Genomic DNA, 19,299 nt, shown 5'->3' with positions numbered 1-19,299 from the left:
AATCAGTTCTCCCGGGTTACCCGGATCACCTCTTCAATACTGGTAATTCCCTGCTGAGCTTTATCGCGACCATCTTCAAACATAGTGAGCATGCCTGCTTTTCGGGCGGCTGCTTTTATCTCGGAAACATCGGCATGAGCCATGATTAACCGACGTATATCATCATTAAGGAGTAATAACTCCTGAATGGCGATCCGACCGTAATAACCCGACTGATTGCATTGTTGGCAACCTGTGGCGCGATAGAGGGTGTGCTGAGCAGAATCTGAAATTGGCTTTAATCCCAGTTCCCGGACTACTTCAGGCAGAGGGGTGAAGGCTTCTTTACAATGAGAACATAACTTTCTGACAAGACGCTGACCAATAACTGCATTCAGGGTTGAAGTCAGTAGGTAATCTTCTACTCCCATCTCCAGTAACCGGGTGATACTACTGGGTGCATCATTGGTATGCAGGGTAGACAGAACCATATGTCCGGTCAGCGCGGACTGGACACAGATCCGGGCGGTTTCCAGGTCTCGCATCTCACCAACCATAATGACATCAGGGTCTTGCCTGACAATAGAGCGTAAAGCATTGGCAAAGTTGAGACCGATCGCTGGCTGAACCTGAATCTGATTGACTCCTTCGATCTGGTATTCAACAGGATCTTCTACGGTAATGAGTTTACGGCTAGGGGTATTCAGCAGATTCAGGGCTGTATACAAGGTTGTGGTTTTACCACTACCGGTAGGGCCGGTAACCATCAGCATGCCGCTGGCACTGGCCAGAACTTTTTTCATCTGTTGCCGGTTCTGTTCGCTGAAACCCAGGACTTCAAGGTTTAGTATGACGCTTTCTCTGTTTAACAGGCGTAGCACTACACTTTCACCGTGCATGGTCGGGACGGTCGAGACCCGGATATCAAGGTCACTGCCCTGAACCTTTTGCTCAATACGACCATCCTGAGGCAGACGCCGTTCGGCAATGTTTAGCCGTGCCATGATCTTCAGTCTGGATATAACTGCAGCAGTCAGGTGTACCGGAGGTGCTTCACCCTCCTGTAGTACTCCGTCGATGCGAAAACGTACTTTTAGCCGGTTTTCAAAGGGCTCGATGTGGATATCCGAGGCTCTGGATTCAACAGCATGCTGGATAATCAGGTTTACCAGTCGTATCACTGGAGCCTCACTGGCCATATCCTTCAGATGTTCGATGCTTTGATCCTGTTCAGCGGTGGCAGGCTCAACTTCGGACAGGATATCGCCCATTTCACTCTGACCAGATCCATAAAGCTTTTCGATGGTGCTATCGATAATTGATGCCGGCGCAACATAACGAATAACATTCAGACCACAGGCGAGAGCCACTGCGTCAATAGCATAGTGATCAAGTGGGTTGGCCATCGCCAGATGAATATCGGTTTCGATGATGCTGAGGGGTATCAGATGAAATTCACGCAGAAACCGGTATGAGAGCTTATTCGGTAACAAAGCCTGGCCGGGCCATGCGTCACTGCTAACCTGAGGCAGATTCTGGCTTTGCGCCAGAACACCGACGATATCTTTCTCGGAAACTAAGCCAAGTCTTGCCAGCAACAGCACCAGCGGTTCGTCTCCCCCTTGCTCCTGAAGTACCCGGAGCACTTGTGAATACTGGGCCTGTGTGAGCAGCCCCTGAGCAATAAATAAATTACCCAGCTCCTCATTGCTGACGGGCAGTCCGTCTGCAGAGTGTGCCACCCATTCCTCCTATAGCTGTTTTGAAAGGGGTAAGTAATAAAACGTAAAGCTTGATGTACAGATAACTATAGACCTGAACTGGCGGAATACATCGAGAACATTTTTTTGTCAGGAAAGAGGGCGTCTGTAGAGACAGACAAACGTTTATCCTGGCTAAAAATGCATCAGGTAAAGCCGTTTAACAGTTCTGATGAAGGACTTTAGATTGTATCTGCAAGGATAAGTGGATGATCTTTATAAGGTTTGTAGCGTATGAAAATAGCACATAGTTATTTTTATCTAACAAGAAAGCAAAAGCGCTTTTCTGTTTGGTTATGACTCCAGTTTTGTGTTGCTGCACAGGATGACAGGTACCTTCACTGGAAAAGTCGATAAAAATTAGTTGATTAAGTTGCTTCTTTAGCGCGCTCAAGAGAGCAAGAAAGTATACGAAGCTTTACTAAGGGTGTAGCGCAATAGCTACGGTGCACAGATTCTATGCTTAGCTATTTATCTGAACGAAAAAATTTCAAGAACTTTGCTCCTGTTTAATAGATTTGTCTCTGTTACCTTCAGTGATCGCTGAATTATGAACCCGATTTTTCAGTGCCATTGGAAGAAAATATTACTGCTAAACAGCCCCTTAATTTTGATGAAAGCCAGACATAGCAACAGCGAAAGGATTTTATGTTTTGCGGGGCAGGTTGTTGCTGCGAGCCTGTAGATACTCGTTTTGAGTGTTCAACGGCTTACTCTGCTTTATCTGTTGTAAAAGGGAGTCAGGTGTTAAATGAACTTTACACATTTTTGACAGACTGGCCGGATCAGCTAACAGTTAATTAACACAACTGCAGCATTAAGGCTGAGTAAGCCGCTTGTTAATAACAGGGAGAAAGCGGGCTTTTATTAATCAGGTACTTGTTTATCAAGATGAGGTTAATTATGAACCGTAGTATGGCCCTGGCCAGTGCTTTATTTATTAGCTTGTTACCAGTACAGGTATTTTCAGCTCCCGGGGGGAACGCCTTTGCGGAAGGTTTCGAGGGTAATGTAAACGCGCTGCCTCCAGGGCGGTTAAAGCAGCAGATAGATAAACTTCCTCCCGCCGCACAGCAACAAGCCCTTAAGTGGTTAGAGCGCTTTAATATTCCCAGCGTTGACTACGAATTTCTCGGCGTCGATAGTGACGGGCGCTTGTTTTATATTGATACTGTTGTTCCGAATGACGCCGGTAACGAAAGCGCGTCGCCGAGTGACCCCCTACCGGTAGCCCCTGAGGATACTTTCTTTTTACATAGCCGGCCTGGCGCCAGCAAAATCGTATTTCTGGACTTTGATGGTCATAATATTTCCGGCACGGCCTGGAACGGCAATGGTGGTAAAACAGTTTACTATGCCAGAGCTTATGATCTTGATGGTGATCCGCTCACTTTCAATGAGACAGAGCGCGATAGGATCGCTGAAATCTGGCATCGTGTTGCAGAGGATATGGCCCCCTTTGATATCGATGTGACTACTGAAGACCCTGGTGGCTTCGGGCCAGAAACCGGTCATGTACTGATCACCTCAGATACCGATGATCAGGGTGATCCCATGCCCCACAGTAATGCCGGTGGCGTCGCTTATGTTGGTGTTTGGGGAGCCTCTTATTACACCAATTATCAGCCTGCTCTGGTGTATTACGATAATCTGGGCGGCGGTAATGCGACCTATGTTGCCGAAGCTTCTACCCATGAGTTCGGCCATAATCTGGGACTGGGGCATGATGGCGGTACCGGTACCAGTTACTATTCCGGTCACGGCAGCGGCTATATCTCATGGGCCCCTATTATGGGCGTTGGTTACTACAACAATGTCACTCAGTGGAGCAAAGGGGAGTATTCAGGAGCGACCAATACTCAGGATGATATTCAGATTATCAGCTCACAGCTGAATTATCGTCTGGATGATCATGGTGATAGCCTGGCCAGCGCTACTGCGTTGCAGACAGACCCAAACGGTACTGTCTACGTAACTTTCCCTGAGATAGATCCTCATAATCAGCAGCCGGAGAACAAGGGGATTATTGAAACCAGCAATGACCATGATCTGTTCTGGTTTGATACGGCATCAGGTGGGATTACCCTGAATATAACGCCTGCATGGGAAGCTTTTTATCGCACCAGTCGGCGTGGTGCTAATCTCGATATTGAAGCGACTCTCTATGATCAGCAGGGAAATTACGTAACCAGCAGTGATCTACAGAATGATACCCGGGCTCAGATTGATGCCAATCTGACGGCGGGGCGTTATTACCTGGAGGTGACCGGGGTAGGTAGCACGGCTTCGCCATACAGTGATTACGGTAGTCTGGGTATGTATTTTGTGTCAGGTTCATTGCAGCCAGTACAGAGCAATGATTCAACTCCCCCGAACCCTGACCCAATGAGTTGGGCAGCTGGGCCTGCCGCAAATGGAAGAACTGCGATAGCTATGACCGCAACAACGGCGAATGATGACTCTGGTGTAGTGCAGTATCAGTTTAATTGTACTGGTAGTAGCGGTGGTGGCTGTGTAGGCAGTACCTGGCAGAGTTCTGCTCAGTATCAGGCCACTGGACTGACCCCGGGAGCATCCTACAGTTATCAGGTTAAAGCCCGGGACCTGGCCGGAAATGAGACCGGCTGGTCAGTCACCGGTAATGCCAGTACGGGTGCAAATCAGCCGCCGCAGCCAGTTAATGATAATTCAACCACCGATCAGCAAACAGCAGTGACTATTACGGTACTTAGTAATGACACTGACCCTGAAGGTGACAGCCTTAGTATCACAGGCTTTACCGCTCCGGCTCAGGGCGCTGTCACTCAGAGTGGTAATAATCTTATCTATACACCTTCTGGCAGCTATGTTGGATCAGATAGCTTTAACTATACCGTTAGTGATGGCTTAGATTTCGTAGACGCTTCTGTATTTGTGGATATCACTGCCGCGAATGCCCCTCCGGTCGCGGTAGATGATTCAGCGACAGTAGCAACCAATGGTTCCGTCACTATTGATGTGCTGGAGAATGATAGCGATGCGGATGCAGGAACAGTACTGACAATTGTTCCGGGCGGCTTTACTCAGGGTAATAAAGGATCGGTCAGTCTTGTTAATGGGCAACTGGTCTATGAGCATACCAGTAAGAAGGGCGGCGATAGTTTCACTTATACCATCACCGATGGTGAAGATACCGATACCGCTACCGTCAATATTACCATCAGCAGAAATGGCGGTGGTGATGACGGCGGTGGGGGTGGCGGAGGTAAGTGTCACCCTAAACGCGGCTGTTAAAATGATGAAATTAAAAAGCCCCGCATAGCGGGGCTTTTTAATGGCTGAAAGGGTCAGATCATTATTCGATGTTTTGGATCTGCTCGCGCATCTGCTCGATCAGAACTTTAAGTTCAACAGCGTCTTGTGTGGTATCAGATACGATAGATTTAGAAGACAGGGTATTGGCTTCCCGGTTGAGCTCCTGCATCAGGAAATCCAGGCGGCGACCAATAGGCCCCTTTGATTTAAGCACTCGCTTAACTTCCAGCACGTGGGTGTTGAGACGATCCATCTCTTCATCGACATCGGCTTTTTGTGCCAGTATCACCATCTCTTGCTCAAGACGGCCTTCATCCAGGTCATCTTTCAGTTCTTCTAAGCGGTTCTTCAGATTATCCCGCTGGGCCTGCAGAATACCGGGCAGCTTGCTCCGTACATCGACGACGATTGCTGCGATAGAATCGAGTCGCTGATCAATCAGGGCTGCCAGCTCAACGCCTTCGCGGCCACGGTTTTCGATCATTTCATCAATGGCTTTATGGAATAACTCCAGCGCGGCTTTTTTAACTGCATCCATATCAAGCTTGGTATCTTGTAAAACCCCAGGCCAGCGTAGAATATCCATAGTGTCTAAAGGCTTAGATACCGGTAGCAGCCCTTCAACCTGGTTTGCCGCTTCAATCAGCTCCCGGGCGAAGCCTTCATTGACGGTCATCGTCTGGGCTTTCGCTTCAGGTACAAAACGCAGGGTGCATTCTACTTTGCCCCGGCTAAGCTTTTTCCGCAGGGTTTCACGCAGATTGCCTTCAAGATCACGCAGGCTTTCCGGTAGTCGCAGATGCGGTTCCAGATAACGGTGGTTTACCGAGCGAACTTCCCAGATCAGGCTGCCCCAGGAGTGCTGGGCTTCCTGACGGGCAAAAGCGGTCATACTACGTGTCATATTGTCTGTTCTCGATTAGAATGCTGTTTTACTGTCAGCGAGCTGTATTTCAATCCGGCGCTGTCAGATTTGCGCTTTATTCTAACAGTCCTCGACCTCCACCTCTATGTGCCAGGTCGGATTACCAAACAGGGATTCATAGTACATGACCTCAACTATCTCCGATCAGTTACAAAATTTGGGTGTAACTACCTTTCGACCAAGTAACCGTCAAGCGGATCAGATGCGCGACGTGCGTATTACCCGTAACTTCACTAAGCATGCGGAAGGCTCTGTTCTGGTTGAATTTGGCGATACCAAAGTGATCTGTACAGCCTCTGTTGAGCGTGGAGTACCGCGTTTCTTACGTGGGTCAGGTTCTGGTTGGGTAACCGCTGAATATGGCATGTTGCCGCGTGCGACCGGCAGCCGTAATGGCCGCGAAGCTGCCCGGGGTAAGCAGGGTGGTCGTACCCTGGAAATTCAACGCCTTATCGGTCGTTCATTGCGTGCCTGTATGGACCTGAAGAAGCTGGGTGAAAATACCATCACGATCGATTGTGATGTGATACAGGCAGATGGCGGTACCCGTACAGCATCTATTACCGGGGCCTATGTTGCGCTGCTGGATGCGATCGCTTTCCTGAAGAAAGATAAGCATGGCGCGATGAAAGGCGATCCGGTTAAGTACGGTATTGCGGCGATCTCGGTAGGTATCTACAAAGGTCAGGCGGTACTGGATCTGGATTACGATGAAGATTCAGATGCAGAAACCGATATGAATGTCGTGATGACTGAGAAAGGCGGCTTTGTTGAAGTGCAGGGCACTGCAGAAGGCGAGCCTTATTCACAGGAAGAGCTGAATGCGATGCTTGAACTGGCAAAAAAAGGTATTGCTGAACTGACGGCAATGCAGAAGAAAGCGCTGGCCTGATCTGATCGGGCATTAAAAAAGGGAGCTAAGGCTCCCTTTTTTATTAAACCGGATTATGGATCCGGCTATAGAATATCTGGTTAAAGATCGTAATCGACAATCAGTGGCGCGTGGGCTGAAAAGGCAACATCACGATAGATAGAGGCGGACTTAATCGTTTTGCGCAAATTTGCAGTGGTTATCTGGTAATCCAGACGGGCACCCTCATTCAGCTCACGTGCTTTGTTGTAGTCTGGCCACCAGGTATATTGCTGGTCGACGTGATTAACCTGACGGAAAGCATCGACGTAGCCCATCTCATCAAAAATCGCTTCCATGATTTCCCGTTCTTGAGGCAGGAAGCCAGAAACCTTTTGATTCACATACCAGTTACTCAGATCGACAGGCTTATGGGCAATATGGAAAGGACCACAAAATATAAATTCACGACGCTTACGTAATGTTTTAGTGAAGTGGCCTTTAAGGAGCTGAAGGTATTCTTCCTTAGCTGCCTGAGCTTCATCACTCTTGAGGCCAGATGGCACACTCATCGCAGCGACACTAACATTATCGAAGTCTGCCTGAATAAAGCGGCCGTTAAAGTCACATTGCTCGAAACCCAGGCCGGTCATGATCGCCTTAGGAATGACGCGGGTGTAAATTGCGACACCGCTGTAACCATCTTCGAACGCGTCAAAAAAGTAGGCTTCATAGCCTTCAGGATGAAAGCGCTTATCATCCAACTGGTACTCTTTGGCACGCAGATCCTGCAGGCACACCACATCGGCGTCCTGTTGAACCATCCATTCAAAGAATCCATTGTCTGCTGCCTGTTCAATACCCTGAGTATTGAAAGTAATGACGCGCATAGCTATCCGACCTTAAAAAAACGCATTATTGATACGAAAGGCGCATTGTACTGGGTGTTTGCACAAATTTGAATCCAAACAACCTACGAATAAGTACTGTATGCCTCAGTAATTGATATTTCCTGTCAATTTGGCGGTAGTTGGGACTAAATGTTCACTCAGATAGCATATTCGGGCTTTTATTCCCCATAGAGAGGAACCGAGAAACCCTGTATTATACGCGCACTTTTTATACAGCTTTGCGGAGAGCCCAGATGCAGGATTATCAGAGAGAGTTTATCGAGTTCGCGATTGAGAAAGAGGTGCTGCGATTCGGCGAGTTTACCCTGAAATCCGGTCGTACCAGTCCCTATTTTTTTAATGCGGGCCTGTTTAATAGCGGTGAAGCATTAGCGCGCCTGGGTAAGTGTTATGCAGCAGCAATTCAACAATCCGGTATTGAATACGATGTCATGCTGGGCCCTGCTTATAAAGGTATACCGCTGGCGGCGACTACTTGTGTCGCCTTGGCAACTGACTTCGGTCAGGATGTACCTTATGTCTTCAACCGTAAGGAAGCCAAAACCCACGGTGAAGGTGGCAATCTTGTCGGTGCGCCTCTGGAAGGACGGGTTTTGATTATCGATGATGTTATTACTGCGGGCACGGCAATTCGTGAGGTAATGGATATTATTGAGAAAGCAGGAGCAACGCCGGCGGGTACGGTTATTGCGCTTAATCGTCAGGAAAAAGGTAAAGGCGAGCTGTCAGCGATTCAGGAAGTTGAGCGAGACTACAATATGCCGGTTGCCAGCATCGTTGGACTGAATGATGTACTGACTTACCTGACTGAGAAAGGTGGTATGGACGCTCAGATCGAAGCGATCTCTGCATACCGGGCTCAATACGGCATCTGATTGTTTAATAATTATACAGCTTTGTAATAAATTGGTGCCTGATTCAGTAATCCTGTTGATTTTTTAAAGTCAGCCGTGTTTAATAGGCGCCCGTTGCCCGGATAGCTCAGTCGGTAGAGCAGAGGATTGAAAATCCTCGTGTCGGTGGTTCGATTCCGCCTCCGGGCACCAATATACTTTAAGGCCTCGCTCTCGTAGTGGGGCTTTTTTGTTTCTGGACGTCAGCGAAGGCGTCCTCGAACCTGGTTCGATGATTCGTCGCTATGCTCCTCACCCTGCGGGCCATCGTCAAAGAACGACGATGTTTTAATGCGCAAGCGCATTGATCCGCCTCCGGGCACCAAAACTTAAAGCCTCGCTCATCTCGTCTAAAGAGCTGGGGCTTTTTTGTATCTGGATGTCTGTGCGGCTTGTTAGTCGCTAGAAAAGTGAATCCCATCTGAGCCGATGCTCATTTGGCTCGTCACTAGATCTCTCCATTCAATCTTTACTACCAAAGCACTTCTTAAAGTACTGCTTAAGTTGCCTCATAGAGTCTTATCCTAAAACATAAGCCGGATAGTACTAAGAGTCTGTATTTCTTATCGGCTAAAAGCGTGATCCTAGGAAAGTGATCAATAGCTTTTGCTGTGGAGTAGTGTGATGAAATTAAAGTCTTTGATAGTTGCTGTGTTGATGCTGGCGACGTCAGTGGTAATGGCGGCTGAATATACGGTTGAGATGAAGAACAATGGTGTAGATGGTTCAATGGTATTTGAACCTGCCGTGGTGCGTGCTGAGGTGGGTGATACGATTCATTTTGTACCCACCGCTATGGGTCATAACGCACAGACAGTTAAAGGCTTGGTACCAGAAGGGGCAACGACCTGGAAAGGTAAAATGAATAAGCCGGTATCCGTTACCCTCGATAAAGAGGGCGTCTATGTCTATAAGTGTCGGCCACATACGGTGATGGCGATGGTGGGTGTCGTTGTGGCAGGTAACGCAGTCAATCTGGAGCAGATTAAAGCTGACTCTGCTGCATTGAGCGGTAAGTTTGTTACTAACAAGGATCGCTTAACGAGCTATCTGGATCAGCTTAAATAGTCGAGACTGAATGCCATATAAAGCCGGCCTCATCAGGCCGGCTTTATCCGTTACTTCAGCTAGCGACGCTTACCTGATTCCGGCCATTGGCTTTAGCTTGATAGAGCTGTTTATCAGCGACAGATAATAATGTATCCAGGCTGTCAGCCTGTTCAGGTATTGTCGCTACAATGCCGGCTGAGATAGTTAATCTACGCTCAACTTCACTGTCTTCATTGGCGATATTGAGATCCGCTATCGCTTTACGAATCAGCTCGGCGAAGTCAATGCCATTATTAATGGTGTCGCCGGTACTGATTATCGCAAACTCTTCGCCCCCTATTCGGAATGCAAAATCTGCGGGTCTGCGGCAGGTATCCTGTAGTAATGCCGCTACTTTTTGCAGTGCCTGATCGCCAACACTATGGCCATAACGATCATTGAGCTTTTTAAAAAAGTCGATATCAAACAGGATCAGACAAAGGGCCTTTGAGTCCCGTCTTGCGCGGCGTATTTCTGAATCAAATACCGTTTCAAAATGACGCCGGTTAAACAGTCCGGTCAACTGATCGGTAATCGACAGTTTTTCTAGCTGCTTATTAATTTGTTTTAATTCTCGTTCCGCCTGGATGCGTGCTTTACGTTCGCGCATCAGGTTCAGGGTACGGGATGAGAGGTTGTCATACATCTGCAGAACTATGTCGATTAACAGGTGTATGGAGTCATCGATCTCTAGCTCGGCTTTTTGTTTCGCCTGATCGAGACTGTCACCCTGTTGCATAGCCTTAATGGCAATGGCGAGTCGCTTATCTTCGTCGATGATATGAAATGCCAGCCAACGGATCAGAAACCGGGCGATATCCTCGATCACTTCGTGATAAGGCTTGTCACTGTTTTGCTGCTTGAGCTCCAATACCTGAGGCAGGAAAGATGCATGGTTATGCTGATGACTGGCAACCCACTCATCATCTTTCAGATGCTCAGACCAGATCTTCTCTTCAGCAATAAAATGGAAATCTGCATATTCGGCCAGCTCGGTGAAGGCAGCATCAATACTGATCGACTCATCGTTGACCAGGGTATTTACCAGACGGTTGAGGAGGAAAACTAACTGTTGGTGTTGCTCATCAATCTCCTGAATGCCAACTTCAAAGCTGGGGTTCCAGGGAAAAACGTCAAAATAATCGAGTGGGCTTTTATTATCCATAACCTTAATCGTGTTTTCAGATCTAACTAATCAGGCTGTTAACGTCGTACCGCAATTAGTAATTCCATGATCTGAACAGCATTCGGATGTAACTCATGAAGCACCAGTAACAGTTCCGTATTTATAGCGGTGTTATCCTGTTAAAGCCCTGTACTTCATATGGCGAAAGCAGTGTACCAGAAATCAACCGTTCGGTTCGAATAGATGATGGTTAGTGGACATTTTTTGCAAGCGAGGCCGGTAACTTAGATGAATTCACTGTTGCTGCCCCGGAACAGACACTTTGGGGTTGTGATTCATGGCAGGGGGATGAAGTACAGCCTGTGCGTTTTATACAGATGACCGGTGGTTAAAAAACCGAGTTCTCCAAAGCCTTGGTTGATTGCTGTAATAACAGTTCCAGTTGTTGTCTCAGAGATATGCTGAGTTGTTCAGTTTTTGCCTGCTGCTCCAGCGCTGCGCAGGAATTTTGTAACCGGATAAGCCCAAGGCTTGCGGCAGAGCCTTTCAGTTTATGAATCAAAGCGGCCTGTTCTGAATGATCTGTTGTTGCCAGTATATCGGACATAGTTGTTACCGAGTCCTCCTGGAATAGCGAAATCAACCGGGCAACTTTCTCTTCACCCAGGTACAGCATATCTTGCTGTAGCACTGAAGGATCAATTAACAGGGGCTCTTCATTCGCGTCAGATAGCTCAGCCGGCTTTATAGGCTCTGAAGAGATAGCTTGTGGAGATGAGATGCCACCCATTACCTTGGCCAACATCGGCTGCAGTTTTTTCATCTGTACCGGTTTGGGGATAAAACCATCAAACCCTGCTGCCAGATAACCCTCAACCTGTTCTTTCAATACTTGTGCAGAAACGGCAACAATGGGCATTTCCCGATGTTGGTGATTAACCAGTTTCCTGAGCTGCTGGCTTAGTTCCAGACCATTGATATCTGGCAGGTTGATATCCACCAGTGCGATATCAAATACCTGGCTGCTCACTTCGTCCAGTGCGCTGACACCGTCGGCCACAACCGTAACGGTATGGCCCAGTTTTTTCAGCAGGCCGGTGGCGACCATCTGGTTGACCGCATTATCTTCCACCAGAAGCACATGTAGCTGCCCTGTTTCATTAAGTGCCGATTGAAAGGCTGATTCAGTCAAAGGCTCAGCCCCTCGCTCTGCCATAGGGTTCGCTACAGGTTCGCCAACGGGTAGAGTCAGACAAAACCAAAAGCAGCTACCTTTGTCTGGTTCACTGATTAGCTCCAGGTTGCCACCCATACCCTTAACCAGCCTCTGGCTGATGGTCAGACCCAGCCCGGTGCCGCCCATCGGATTGTATTGTCCCTCTTGGGAAAAGGCTTCGAATACCTTTTTTTGGATCGGGTAGGGAATGCCAATGCCGGTATCAATAACTTCAAAGCGTACTTTAACTGAATCTGATGTCGCATCACTTTCTGAGCGTACCCTCAGAATAATCTCGCCCTGGTGGGTAAACTTAATCGCATTGCCCAGCAGGTTTGCCAGGACCTGCCGCAGCTTCCCTTGATCGGCTACCACCCAATGGGGCGCCTGGTTATCAGCATCAGCCCGCAATACTAACCCTTTACTATTTGCACTGGCGGCCATCAGTGCGACCAGTTCACTAATCTGGCGATTCAAATCAAAACTGGCTGGGGTAATTTCGAGCTGGCCGGACTCTATTTTTGAGTAATCCAGAATATCATTGAGTATATCCAGCAGGTGCTCACCTGAGCTGAGAATGGTTTCAACGTATTGCTGTTGTTGCTGACTAAGCCGGGTGTCCGCCAGTAATTCCAAAGTACCTATGACCCCATTCATTGGGGTGCGGATCTCATGGCTCATATGGGCCAGGAAAGTGGACTTGGCCTGGTTGGCCTGTTCTGCCCTGAGTTTGGCAATCTCGTGGGCCTGTACCTCGTCACTGAGGCGTTCATTGGTATCGCTAAGTTGCTCGGTGCGTTGTTCAACCAGCTTTTCCAAACTGGCTTTGTGATGTCGGAGCTGGCGTTCAGTTTCCAGCTGGTCCCGTTGTAACTGCTGTTTTGTCAGGGCGTTTTCACGGAATACTTCGAGGCCTCTGGCCATCTCTGCCAGTTCATCCTCTCCCCGGGCATCAATTTTTACCGTTAACTCGCCTGATGCGAGCCGATGCAACGCATCAGTGCTGCTGCTGAGACGGCGGATGATATCCCGGTAAACCACCCGCCACATCATAAAGATCAGTAACAATAAGGTTGCTGCACCACTGACTAATACAATGATTTCACCCTGCTGTAGCAAGGTTCGTAATTGCCCCGTTGCGTCTGAAGTGGCCTTACTGCTTTGGCTAACCAGCTGATCCACGCTATTGTTAAGCTTTTGAAACCGGGAGCGGTTGGCCTCCCGGATATGATCCATTTTTTGCCGGGTATCCAGCAGCTCTCGTTGTACTATAAATAGCGGTTCGGTATGACTTAACCGTTGTAGTGAAGCCTGCATCAGTTGTTGTCGTTGCGGGTCGGTAACCGCCAGAATCCGGCGACCAATGACCTCTAACAGCTGTTGATATTTTTGCGCTTGCTGGTCGATCTGTTGCTGTTGTTGCAAGCTGGAAAGTTGGTTAATTACGTGTCCCAGCTGGAGGCTGTTACGTTGTAGCTCAGACATCTGTTCTAACTGATCCAGGTCCGCTTCAAGGGTTCTGTCCAATGCGCTGAAAATATCAGACTCAGGGCTACCATCGGCCACTTGGTCATAAACGCTGGATAAGTTAACGATAGCAATGGTTTGTGCGTTGGCAACCTGTGAACTGGTTTGCTCGGCAATTACCCCGGCCGCTGCTGAATAGTGCTTTATATCGCTCTGTAAACGTTGCTGATAATCAATACTCAGGTGAGCAAGGGGGACCAGCTGTTCCAGGCTTTGGCTGATCTGTAGTGTGGTTTTTTCTAATTCACTAATCTGCCTGGGCTGGAAACCCAGGGTTTTAAATCGTTCAAGCAGGGCCGATAGTTGCTGTTTCTGGCTGGTCAATTCCAGTTCGAGTTGCTGCTGACGAGCCTGAGTGGAAGCATCCCTTAACTCCCTTGCCGTATAGCTGATACGCAAGTTGAGCTCGGCCATCTGTCGGGCGGTCGTCATGGTCGGTATCGCGTGCTCGGTGATCAGGCGTTCACTGGTGGTCACTTCCTGAAAACCGATCCAGGCGATGAGTGTTGCGGTTAGTGACAGACCTGCCATCAGGCTGAAGGCATAGAGTAACTTTCGACCGATACTGAGGTTGGCAAGCACGACGGATGATCCTCAAATGGTTAACGAACCTGATGAGTTTAGTTTAACATTAGCTATGCTTGTTGATAGCAGTGAGGGAGCGGATGTTAATACGATTTCTAATTACAGTATGTTGCTTGCTGACTGTGGGTGTTCAGAATGCACACTCCTGGCCTGTGGATAACCGCACTCCGGCGTTTCAGTTTGATCAGGCGGTTGTTACCGAACTTTCGCCTTTATCTAAAGTAAATAAGCCCTGGCGTCTTTGTGCGCTGTATCCGCATATGAAAGATTCTTACTGGCTGAGTGTTAATTACGGCATGGTAGAGCAGGCCCGACAACTGGGCGTGGAGCTACAGGTGGCTGAAGCGGGTGGTTACCATAAACTGGAACGGCAATGGCAGCAAATTCAGGATTGTCTTAGCTGGCAAGCCGATGCCATTTTATTGGGCACCGTTTCATTTGCTGAATTTAATCATCGGCTTAGGGCAGAGAATAACTCAACGCCACTGTTTGGGCTGGTTAATAATTTATCATCTGAAAATCTGTCTGGCCGGGTCGGAGTACCCTGGTATCAGATGGGTTATCAAACCGGTTTATTTCTGGCTGAACGTCATCCGTCAGGCAGTCCGGAAGTAAGTATTGCCTGGTTTCCCGGGCCAAAACAACGCGGTGGTACACCTGAGTCTGAGCAGGGTTTACGGGACGCTCTGGTTGATAGCTCGGTAAACATTATCGTAACCGCTAACGGCGATAACGACCGTAATGTTCAGCGAAATTTATTACAGCAGGTTTTAGATCAGCATAGCGAACTGGATTATGTGGTCGGCAGTGCTGTCATGGCTGAAGTCGCTATTAACGAGTTAAGAAAACGTAATTTACGCAAGCCGCCAGAAGTTATCAGTCATTATCTTAGTCATGGTGTGTATCGAGGCCTGAAACGGGGCAAAGTTCTAATGGCGAATAGTGACCAGATGGTCTTACAGGGACGGCTGGCTGTAGACCAGTCGGTACGTTTTCTTGAAGGGCTTGAGTTCTTGCCTGATATTGGTCCCCGGATTATCCGGCTCACCTTAGATAATACCCAGCAGCATCAATCTGACTGGTCGTTATCACCGGCAGGCTTTACTCCCACCTATCGGGTGAAGCCAGAATAATGGCTTGGGTCTAGTTTGCTCTTTCTTGAGCTTAGCTTTATTGAAATTAAATTTAGGTTACCTGAGCGGCAAACAGGTAGCCTTCGCCGTGTACGGTGACAAACAGTTCCGGGGCCTTGGGATCAACCTCCATTTTATTACGTAAACGTCTTACCAGCACATCAATGGTACGATCGCTGGGAGCATCAACCCGGTGGCTAATCAGGTTAAGCAGACGTTCTCGGGGTAATACCCGGTTAGGGTAAGCTACAAAAGCGACCAGGATTTCATATTCGGCTTTAGTGAGTTTAACTGTTTCATTATTGCGGCTTAGTTTGCGTTTAGGAATATCAAACCGCCACTCGCCGAAGCAGGTGAGATCATCCTCTTCAGCAACGGCCTCTTGTGCCTCTAACCGGGCCTGTTCTACCAGGGCTACCCGCCACAGCAGATTGCGTACCCGGACCAGTAGTTCCCGTAGCTCAAAGGGTTTAGTTACATAATCATCAGCGCCCATTTCCAGCCCGACAATCCGGTCGATGGTATCAGTGCGGCCGGTCACCAGAATAATGCCGATATCAGAATGGTTACGCAGTTCCCGGGTCAGGGACAGTCCATCTTCATCCGGCAGGTTGATATCCAGCATGATCAGGTCGATATCTTCTGTGGTCAGAATGGAACGCATCTGCTGGCCATCTTCCGCTTCACTGACACGATAACCGGCATTCTCGAAATAGCCGCTCAGTTTAGCCCGGGTAACCGGCTCATCTTCGACAACTAAGATGTGATGATTCATAACAGTTTCCTGACAGCGATCTGATAATGAAAAGGAGAAGCTATCTTAGGTAGTTTTCTTAACAAATGCACACCCCTGATATCAGCCTAGCAGTGCTGATCATTTCTGTTCACATTCTTTCATTTTCTTTTACCCGCTGTTCATGGCAACCGGCTTACCCGTTCATATCTCCCCGGTAATCTAATACTCAATCAAGATTATTAGAGACAGTTTTCAGGAGAGTCGTCATGAACATCAGTCGTCGTAGTTTCTTAAGCAGCTCAATTGCTGCCACCAGTGCACTTCCTGCACTGACAATGTTTGGTCCCAGTGCAGTATTCGGTGCGGACACTGTACTGATTCCCCATGCAACCCATTTCGGCCCGTTTAAAGGGGTCATTAAAAACGGCAAGCTTATCGGTGTGCAGCCGATTGAAAGCATCGATGCGATGCCAACCAAGATGCTGACTGAAGGCGTACTTAGCCGTACCTTCCATGAAACCCGGGTTAACCATCCGATGGTGCGTAAGTCGTATCTTGAAGCGATGACTTCGGGCAGCGGAGACACTAAGCCTGAGCTGCGTGGTAAAGAAGAGTTCGTACAAGTGTCCTGGGATGTTGCTCTGGGTCTGACGTCTAAGGCGATTCTGGATACCATCGATACTCATGGTAACGAAGGCATTTTCAGTAGCTCTTACGGTGGCTGGAGTAACGCCGGTATCTTCCGTCCTAATGTTCTACAGGGGCGCTTCTTCAACCTGATAGGTGGCCATAGCACAACATCTGGTGACTGGTCCGGCGGTGCATCCCAGATCAGCCTGCCGCACATCATCGGTGATATGGAGGTGTATTCACCTCAAACAGCCTGGGAGCAGGTGCGCGATAATACTGAAGTATTCTGCCTGGTTGGTTGTGATCCGTTTAAGAATAATCGTATCGAATACCGCGTTGCTGACCATCAGATGTACCCGCGCTGGGAAGCGATTAAGAAGTCGGGTGTTAAGTTTGTCTCGATCAACCCGCAGTACACTATTACTGATGAAGCGCTGGATGCGGAGTGGATAAAAATCATTCCGGGCACTGATACAGCCCTGTTCCTGTCCATGTGTTACCACCTATACACTACCGATCAGCATGATCAGGCCTATCTGGATAAGTACACCGAAGGCTTTGATAAGTTCCTGCCATCTCTGCTGGGTAAAGGTGAAGATGGTAGCCCGGCTAAAACACCGGCATGGGCTTCTAAGATTACCGGAATTTCAGAAACTAAAATTATCGAATTGGCGGAGATGTTCGCCAAGAATCGCAGCCAGTTTGCCGGTTCATGGTCATTGCAACGTCAGGATCATGGTGAGATGCAACACTGGGCTATTATCGCCTTCTCTAGCATGCTGGGCGGCATTGGTAAGCCGGGGCAAGGTGTTGGTTTTAGCTGGCACTATGGTAACGGTGGCATGCCTCAGTCTGGCAAAGCGACTCCATCAGGCATGTCTCAGGGTCGTAACCTGGTAAAAAGCTACTGTCCGGCTTCCCGTATCACAGAGATGCTGGAGAATCCGGGGGTGGAGTTCGACCACAATGGCAGCAAGCATAAGTACCCACTGGTGAAAATGATCTATAACGCCGGTAATAACTTTATGTCGCATCAACAGGATACTAACCGTCTGGTCAGGGCGCTGAACGACAATGTTGAAACTATTGTAGTGCAGGACCCATGGTGGTGTGCTTCCACCCGCTGGGCTGACATTGTACTGCCAGCATCGAGTACGCTGGAACGTGACGATATCTCCTCCGGTGGTACTTATAGCAATGACAAAGTTTACGCTATGAAGCAGGTAATTGAGCCTCAGGGTGAAGCACTGGATGATTTTGAGATCTTCCGCCGCCTGTCTCAACTGTTTAACTGCGAATACCAGTTTATTGAAGGTAAGACCAAGCTGCAGTGGATTCAGGAAGCATATGCCAAGAGTTCAGCAACCATGCCGTTTGAAGAGTTCTGGCAGAAGGGGATAGCACCGATAGAGGTTCCCCAGGAAGCTAATAAATGGGTCCGCCACGGTGATTTCTACCAGGACCCAGAGAACAGCCCGCTGGCAACCCGCTCGGGTAAGATCGAACTGTTCTGCCAGGACTTTGCCGACTACAACCTGGATGATTGCCCACCGATTCCAACCTTTATGGAGCCGCATGAATATCTGGGTAATGCGAAAGAGGGGCAGGTGCATGTTGTAAGCCCGCATCCACGGATGCGCTTACATTCGCAAATGGCCAACACCAGTGTGCGTGAAGTTGATAATGTTCAGGGCCGTGAGCCTTGCCTGATGAGCCCTGAAGATGCGGCCGCCAACGGTATTAAGGATGGAGACCTGGTTGAAGTGTATAACGAGCGTGGTTCCATCATCGTGGGTGCCCGTGTTGATAAGCGCATCATGAAGGGTGTGGTTAGTATCTATGAAGGCTGCTGGCCGTCGGTGGATAGTAAAGGGCGCTGTAACAGCGGTCTGGTGAACTTTATCACTTCCACCAAGGCCTCCAGTAAACTGAGTCAGGCGACAACCGCCAACACTGTGATCGCAAATATACGCAAGTGTACTGATCCGGATGGTCCGAATATGGCTTATACCAAGCCCGCGATTAAAGCGATGACCATTAAGCCAGATCCCGCTGTTTATGGTTTAGGCCGTGCTGCACTGCTGAAGGATAAAATGACTGCGGACCTGGGCCCGGGCGAGAAGATTTTCTATCAGCGTTGTACTGTCTGTCACAGCCCGAAGGAGCCGTCACACTTCACCCAGTTGCAGTGGAAAGGTATTACCCAAAGCATGTTCCCACGTGCCGGCCTGAATGAAGGTGAGCGTAATCTGGTTATGGAGTTCCTGCTTAAAAATGCCAAGGATGCAATGTAAATCTTAGTTAGTGCTCTTGCTCCACCCTTTAGCCCGGCAGTTATTACTGTCGGGCTTTTTTGTTGTTGGGTAACAATTGTCAGGAGATCAGAGGCTTAAAATATCTTCGCCACAAAGAGAGCCACCTTCGCTTACTTCTACGAGGCTGTTTAGCTATGTAGATATGTACATGGGGTTAAAGGACTTTCTTAGTATCTGACTATTACTACCCAGGATTATCTTTTACTTTGGCTTATCCGCTTATCCGCTTATCCGCTTATCCGCTTATCCGCTTATCCGCTTATCCGCTTATCCGCTTATCCGCTTATCCGCTTATCCGCTTATCCGCTTATTCGAATACCAGCTTACCTG

The 19,299-nt window shown here is 48.5% G+C and carries 12 protein-coding genes and 1 tRNA gene; 7 read left to right on the top strand and 6 right to left on the bottom strand.

Annotation, left to right across the window (positions count from 1 at the left end; translation table 11 throughout):
• Positions 1-2 precede the first annotated feature (2 nt).
• A complete protein-coding gene (gspE, locus tag EHS89_RS20330; RefSeq protein ID WP_188885300.1) occupies positions 3-1,721 on the bottom strand; it encodes a type II secretion system ATPase GspE in 1,719 nt (572 codons plus the stop codon).
• A gap of 921 nt (positions 1,722-2,642) precedes the next feature.
• Here gspE and EHS89_RS20325 point away from each other — a divergent pair.
• The gene (locus tag EHS89_RS20325; RefSeq protein WP_170167559.1) at positions 2,643-5,012 is read left to right on the top strand and encodes an Ig-like domain-containing protein; all 2,370 of its coding nucleotides are present in this window, start codon (positions 2,643-2,645) and stop codon (positions 5,010-5,012) included.
• Positions 5,013-5,073: 61 nt separating this feature from the next.
• On the opposite strand, the gene EHS89_RS20320 is transcribed toward EHS89_RS20325, so the two are convergent.
• The gene (locus EHS89_RS20320) at positions 5,074-5,937 is read right to left on the bottom strand and encodes a YicC/YloC family endoribonuclease (RefSeq protein ID WP_124928006.1); all 864 of its coding nucleotides are present in this window, start codon (positions 5,935-5,937) and stop codon (positions 5,074-5,076) included.
• A 145-nt stretch (positions 5,938-6,082) separates the two neighbouring features.
• Here EHS89_RS20320 and rph point away from each other — a divergent pair, with 145 nt between their 5' ends.
• Positions 6,083-6,850 carry a ribonuclease PH gene (gene rph / locus EHS89_RS20315; protein ID WP_124928005.1) on the top strand — a complete coding sequence of 256 codons (768 nt, stop codon included), beginning with the start codon at positions 6,083-6,085 and terminating at the stop codon, positions 6,848-6,850.
• An 80-nt stretch (positions 6,851-6,930) separates the two neighbouring features.
• Here rph and EHS89_RS20310 read toward each other — a convergent pair whose 3' ends face one another.
• Entirely contained in the window at positions 6,931-7,698 is a 768-nt protein-coding gene (locus EHS89_RS20310) for an exodeoxyribonuclease III (RefSeq protein WP_124928004.1), read from the bottom strand.
• 254 nt (positions 7,699-7,952) lie between these two features.
• On the opposite strand from EHS89_RS20310, the gene pyrE reads away from it, so the two are divergent.
• The 3 genes from pyrE to EHS89_RS20295 all read left to right on the top strand — a co-directional run bounded on the left by pyrE (position 7,953) and on the right by EHS89_RS20295 (position 9,680).
• Positions 7,953-8,594: an orotate phosphoribosyltransferase gene (gene pyrE / locus EHS89_RS20305; RefSeq protein ID WP_124928003.1), complete on the top strand. Its 642-nt coding sequence runs from the start codon at positions 7,953-7,955 to the stop codon at positions 8,592-8,594.
• 95 nt (positions 8,595-8,689) lie between these two features.
• Positions 8,690-8,765, top strand: a tRNA-Phe gene (locus EHS89_RS20300).
• Positions 8,766-9,236: 471 nt separating this feature from the next.
• Positions 9,237-9,680: a pseudoazurin gene (locus EHS89_RS20295; protein WP_124928002.1), complete on the top strand. Its 444-nt coding sequence runs from the start codon at positions 9,237-9,239 to the stop codon at positions 9,678-9,680.
• 55 nt (positions 9,681-9,735) lie between these two features.
• Here the strand turns inward: EHS89_RS20295 and EHS89_RS20290 are convergent, their stop codons facing one another.
• Together EHS89_RS20290 and torS are read right to left on the bottom strand one after the other, a co-directional pair.
• Complete coding sequence (locus tag EHS89_RS20290) at positions 9,736-10,866, bottom strand: GGDEF domain-containing protein (protein ID WP_124928001.1); 1,131 nt, start codon at positions 10,864-10,866, stop codon at positions 9,736-9,738.
• Between the two features lie 349 nt (positions 10,867-11,215).
• Entirely contained in the window at positions 11,216-14,152 is a 2,937-nt protein-coding gene (torS, locus tag EHS89_RS20285; protein WP_124928000.1) for a TMAO reductase system sensor histidine kinase/response regulator TorS, read from the bottom strand.
• Between the two features lie 83 nt (positions 14,153-14,235).
• Here torS and torT point away from each other — a divergent pair, with 83 nt between their 5' ends.
• On the top strand, positions 14,236-15,288 hold the full coding sequence (gene torT, locus EHS89_RS20280) for a TMAO reductase system periplasmic protein TorT (protein ID WP_124927999.1): 1,053 nt from the start codon (positions 14,236-14,238) through the stop codon (positions 15,286-15,288).
• 52 nt (positions 15,289-15,340) lie between these two features.
• Here the strand turns inward: torT and torR are convergent, their stop codons facing one another.
• A complete protein-coding gene (torR, locus tag EHS89_RS20275) occupies positions 15,341-16,063 on the bottom strand; it encodes a two-component system response regulator TorR (protein ID WP_124927998.1) in 723 nt (240 codons plus the stop codon).
• A gap of 227 nt (positions 16,064-16,290) precedes the next feature.
• Between torR and EHS89_RS20270 the strand changes: the two genes are divergently transcribed.
• Positions 16,291-18,948 carry a molybdopterin-dependent oxidoreductase gene (locus EHS89_RS20270; RefSeq protein WP_124927997.1) on the top strand — a complete coding sequence of 886 codons (2,658 nt, stop codon included), beginning with the start codon at positions 16,291-16,293 and terminating at the stop codon, positions 18,946-18,948.
• Positions 18,949-19,299 lie beyond the last annotated feature (351 nt).

The organism is Amphritea balenae, from assembly GCF_003858655.1.
GTDB classification, from domain to species: Bacteria; Pseudomonadota; Gammaproteobacteria; order Pseudomonadales; family Balneatricaceae; genus Amphritea; species Amphritea balenae.
This window is presented reverse-complemented; position numbering and strand designations above follow the sequence as displayed.

What these genes read in the sequence shown, in the direction of transcription:
- EHS89_RS20325 (WP_170167559.1), top strand. Translation starts at nt 2,643, where the DNA reads ATGAACCGTAGTATGGCCCTGGCCAGTGCTTTATTTATTAGCTTGTTA.
- pyrE (WP_124928003.1), top strand. Translation starts at nt 7,953, where the DNA reads ATGCAGGATTATCAGAGAGAGTTTATCGAGTTCGCGATTGAGAAAGAG.
- EHS89_RS20310 (WP_124928004.1), bottom strand. Translation starts at nt 7,698, where the DNA reads ATGCGCGTCATTACTTTCAATACTCAGGGTATTGAACAGGCAGCAGAC.
- EHS89_RS20290 (WP_124928001.1), bottom strand. Translation starts at nt 10,866, where the DNA reads ATGGATAATAAAAGCCCACTCGATTATTTTGACGTTTTTCCCTGGAAC.
- EHS89_RS20320 (WP_124928006.1), bottom strand. Translation starts at nt 5,937, where the DNA reads ATGACACGTAGTATGACCGCTTTTGCCCGTCAGGAAGCCCAGCACTCC.
- rph (WP_124928005.1), top strand. Translation starts at nt 6,083, where the DNA reads ATGACCTCAACTATCTCCGATCAGTTACAAAATTTGGGTGTAACTACC.
- torT (WP_124927999.1), top strand. Translation starts at nt 14,236, where the DNA reads ATGTTAATACGATTTCTAATTACAGTATGTTGCTTGCTGACTGTGGGT.
- EHS89_RS20270 (WP_124927997.1), top strand. Translation starts at nt 16,291, where the DNA reads ATGAACATCAGTCGTCGTAGTTTCTTAAGCAGCTCAATTGCTGCCACC.
- EHS89_RS20295 (WP_124928002.1), top strand. Translation starts at nt 9,237, where the DNA reads ATGAAATTAAAGTCTTTGATAGTTGCTGTGTTGATGCTGGCGACGTCA.
- torR (WP_124927998.1), bottom strand. Translation starts at nt 16,063, where the DNA reads ATGAATCATCACATCTTAGTTGTCGAAGATGAGCCGGTTACCCGGGCT.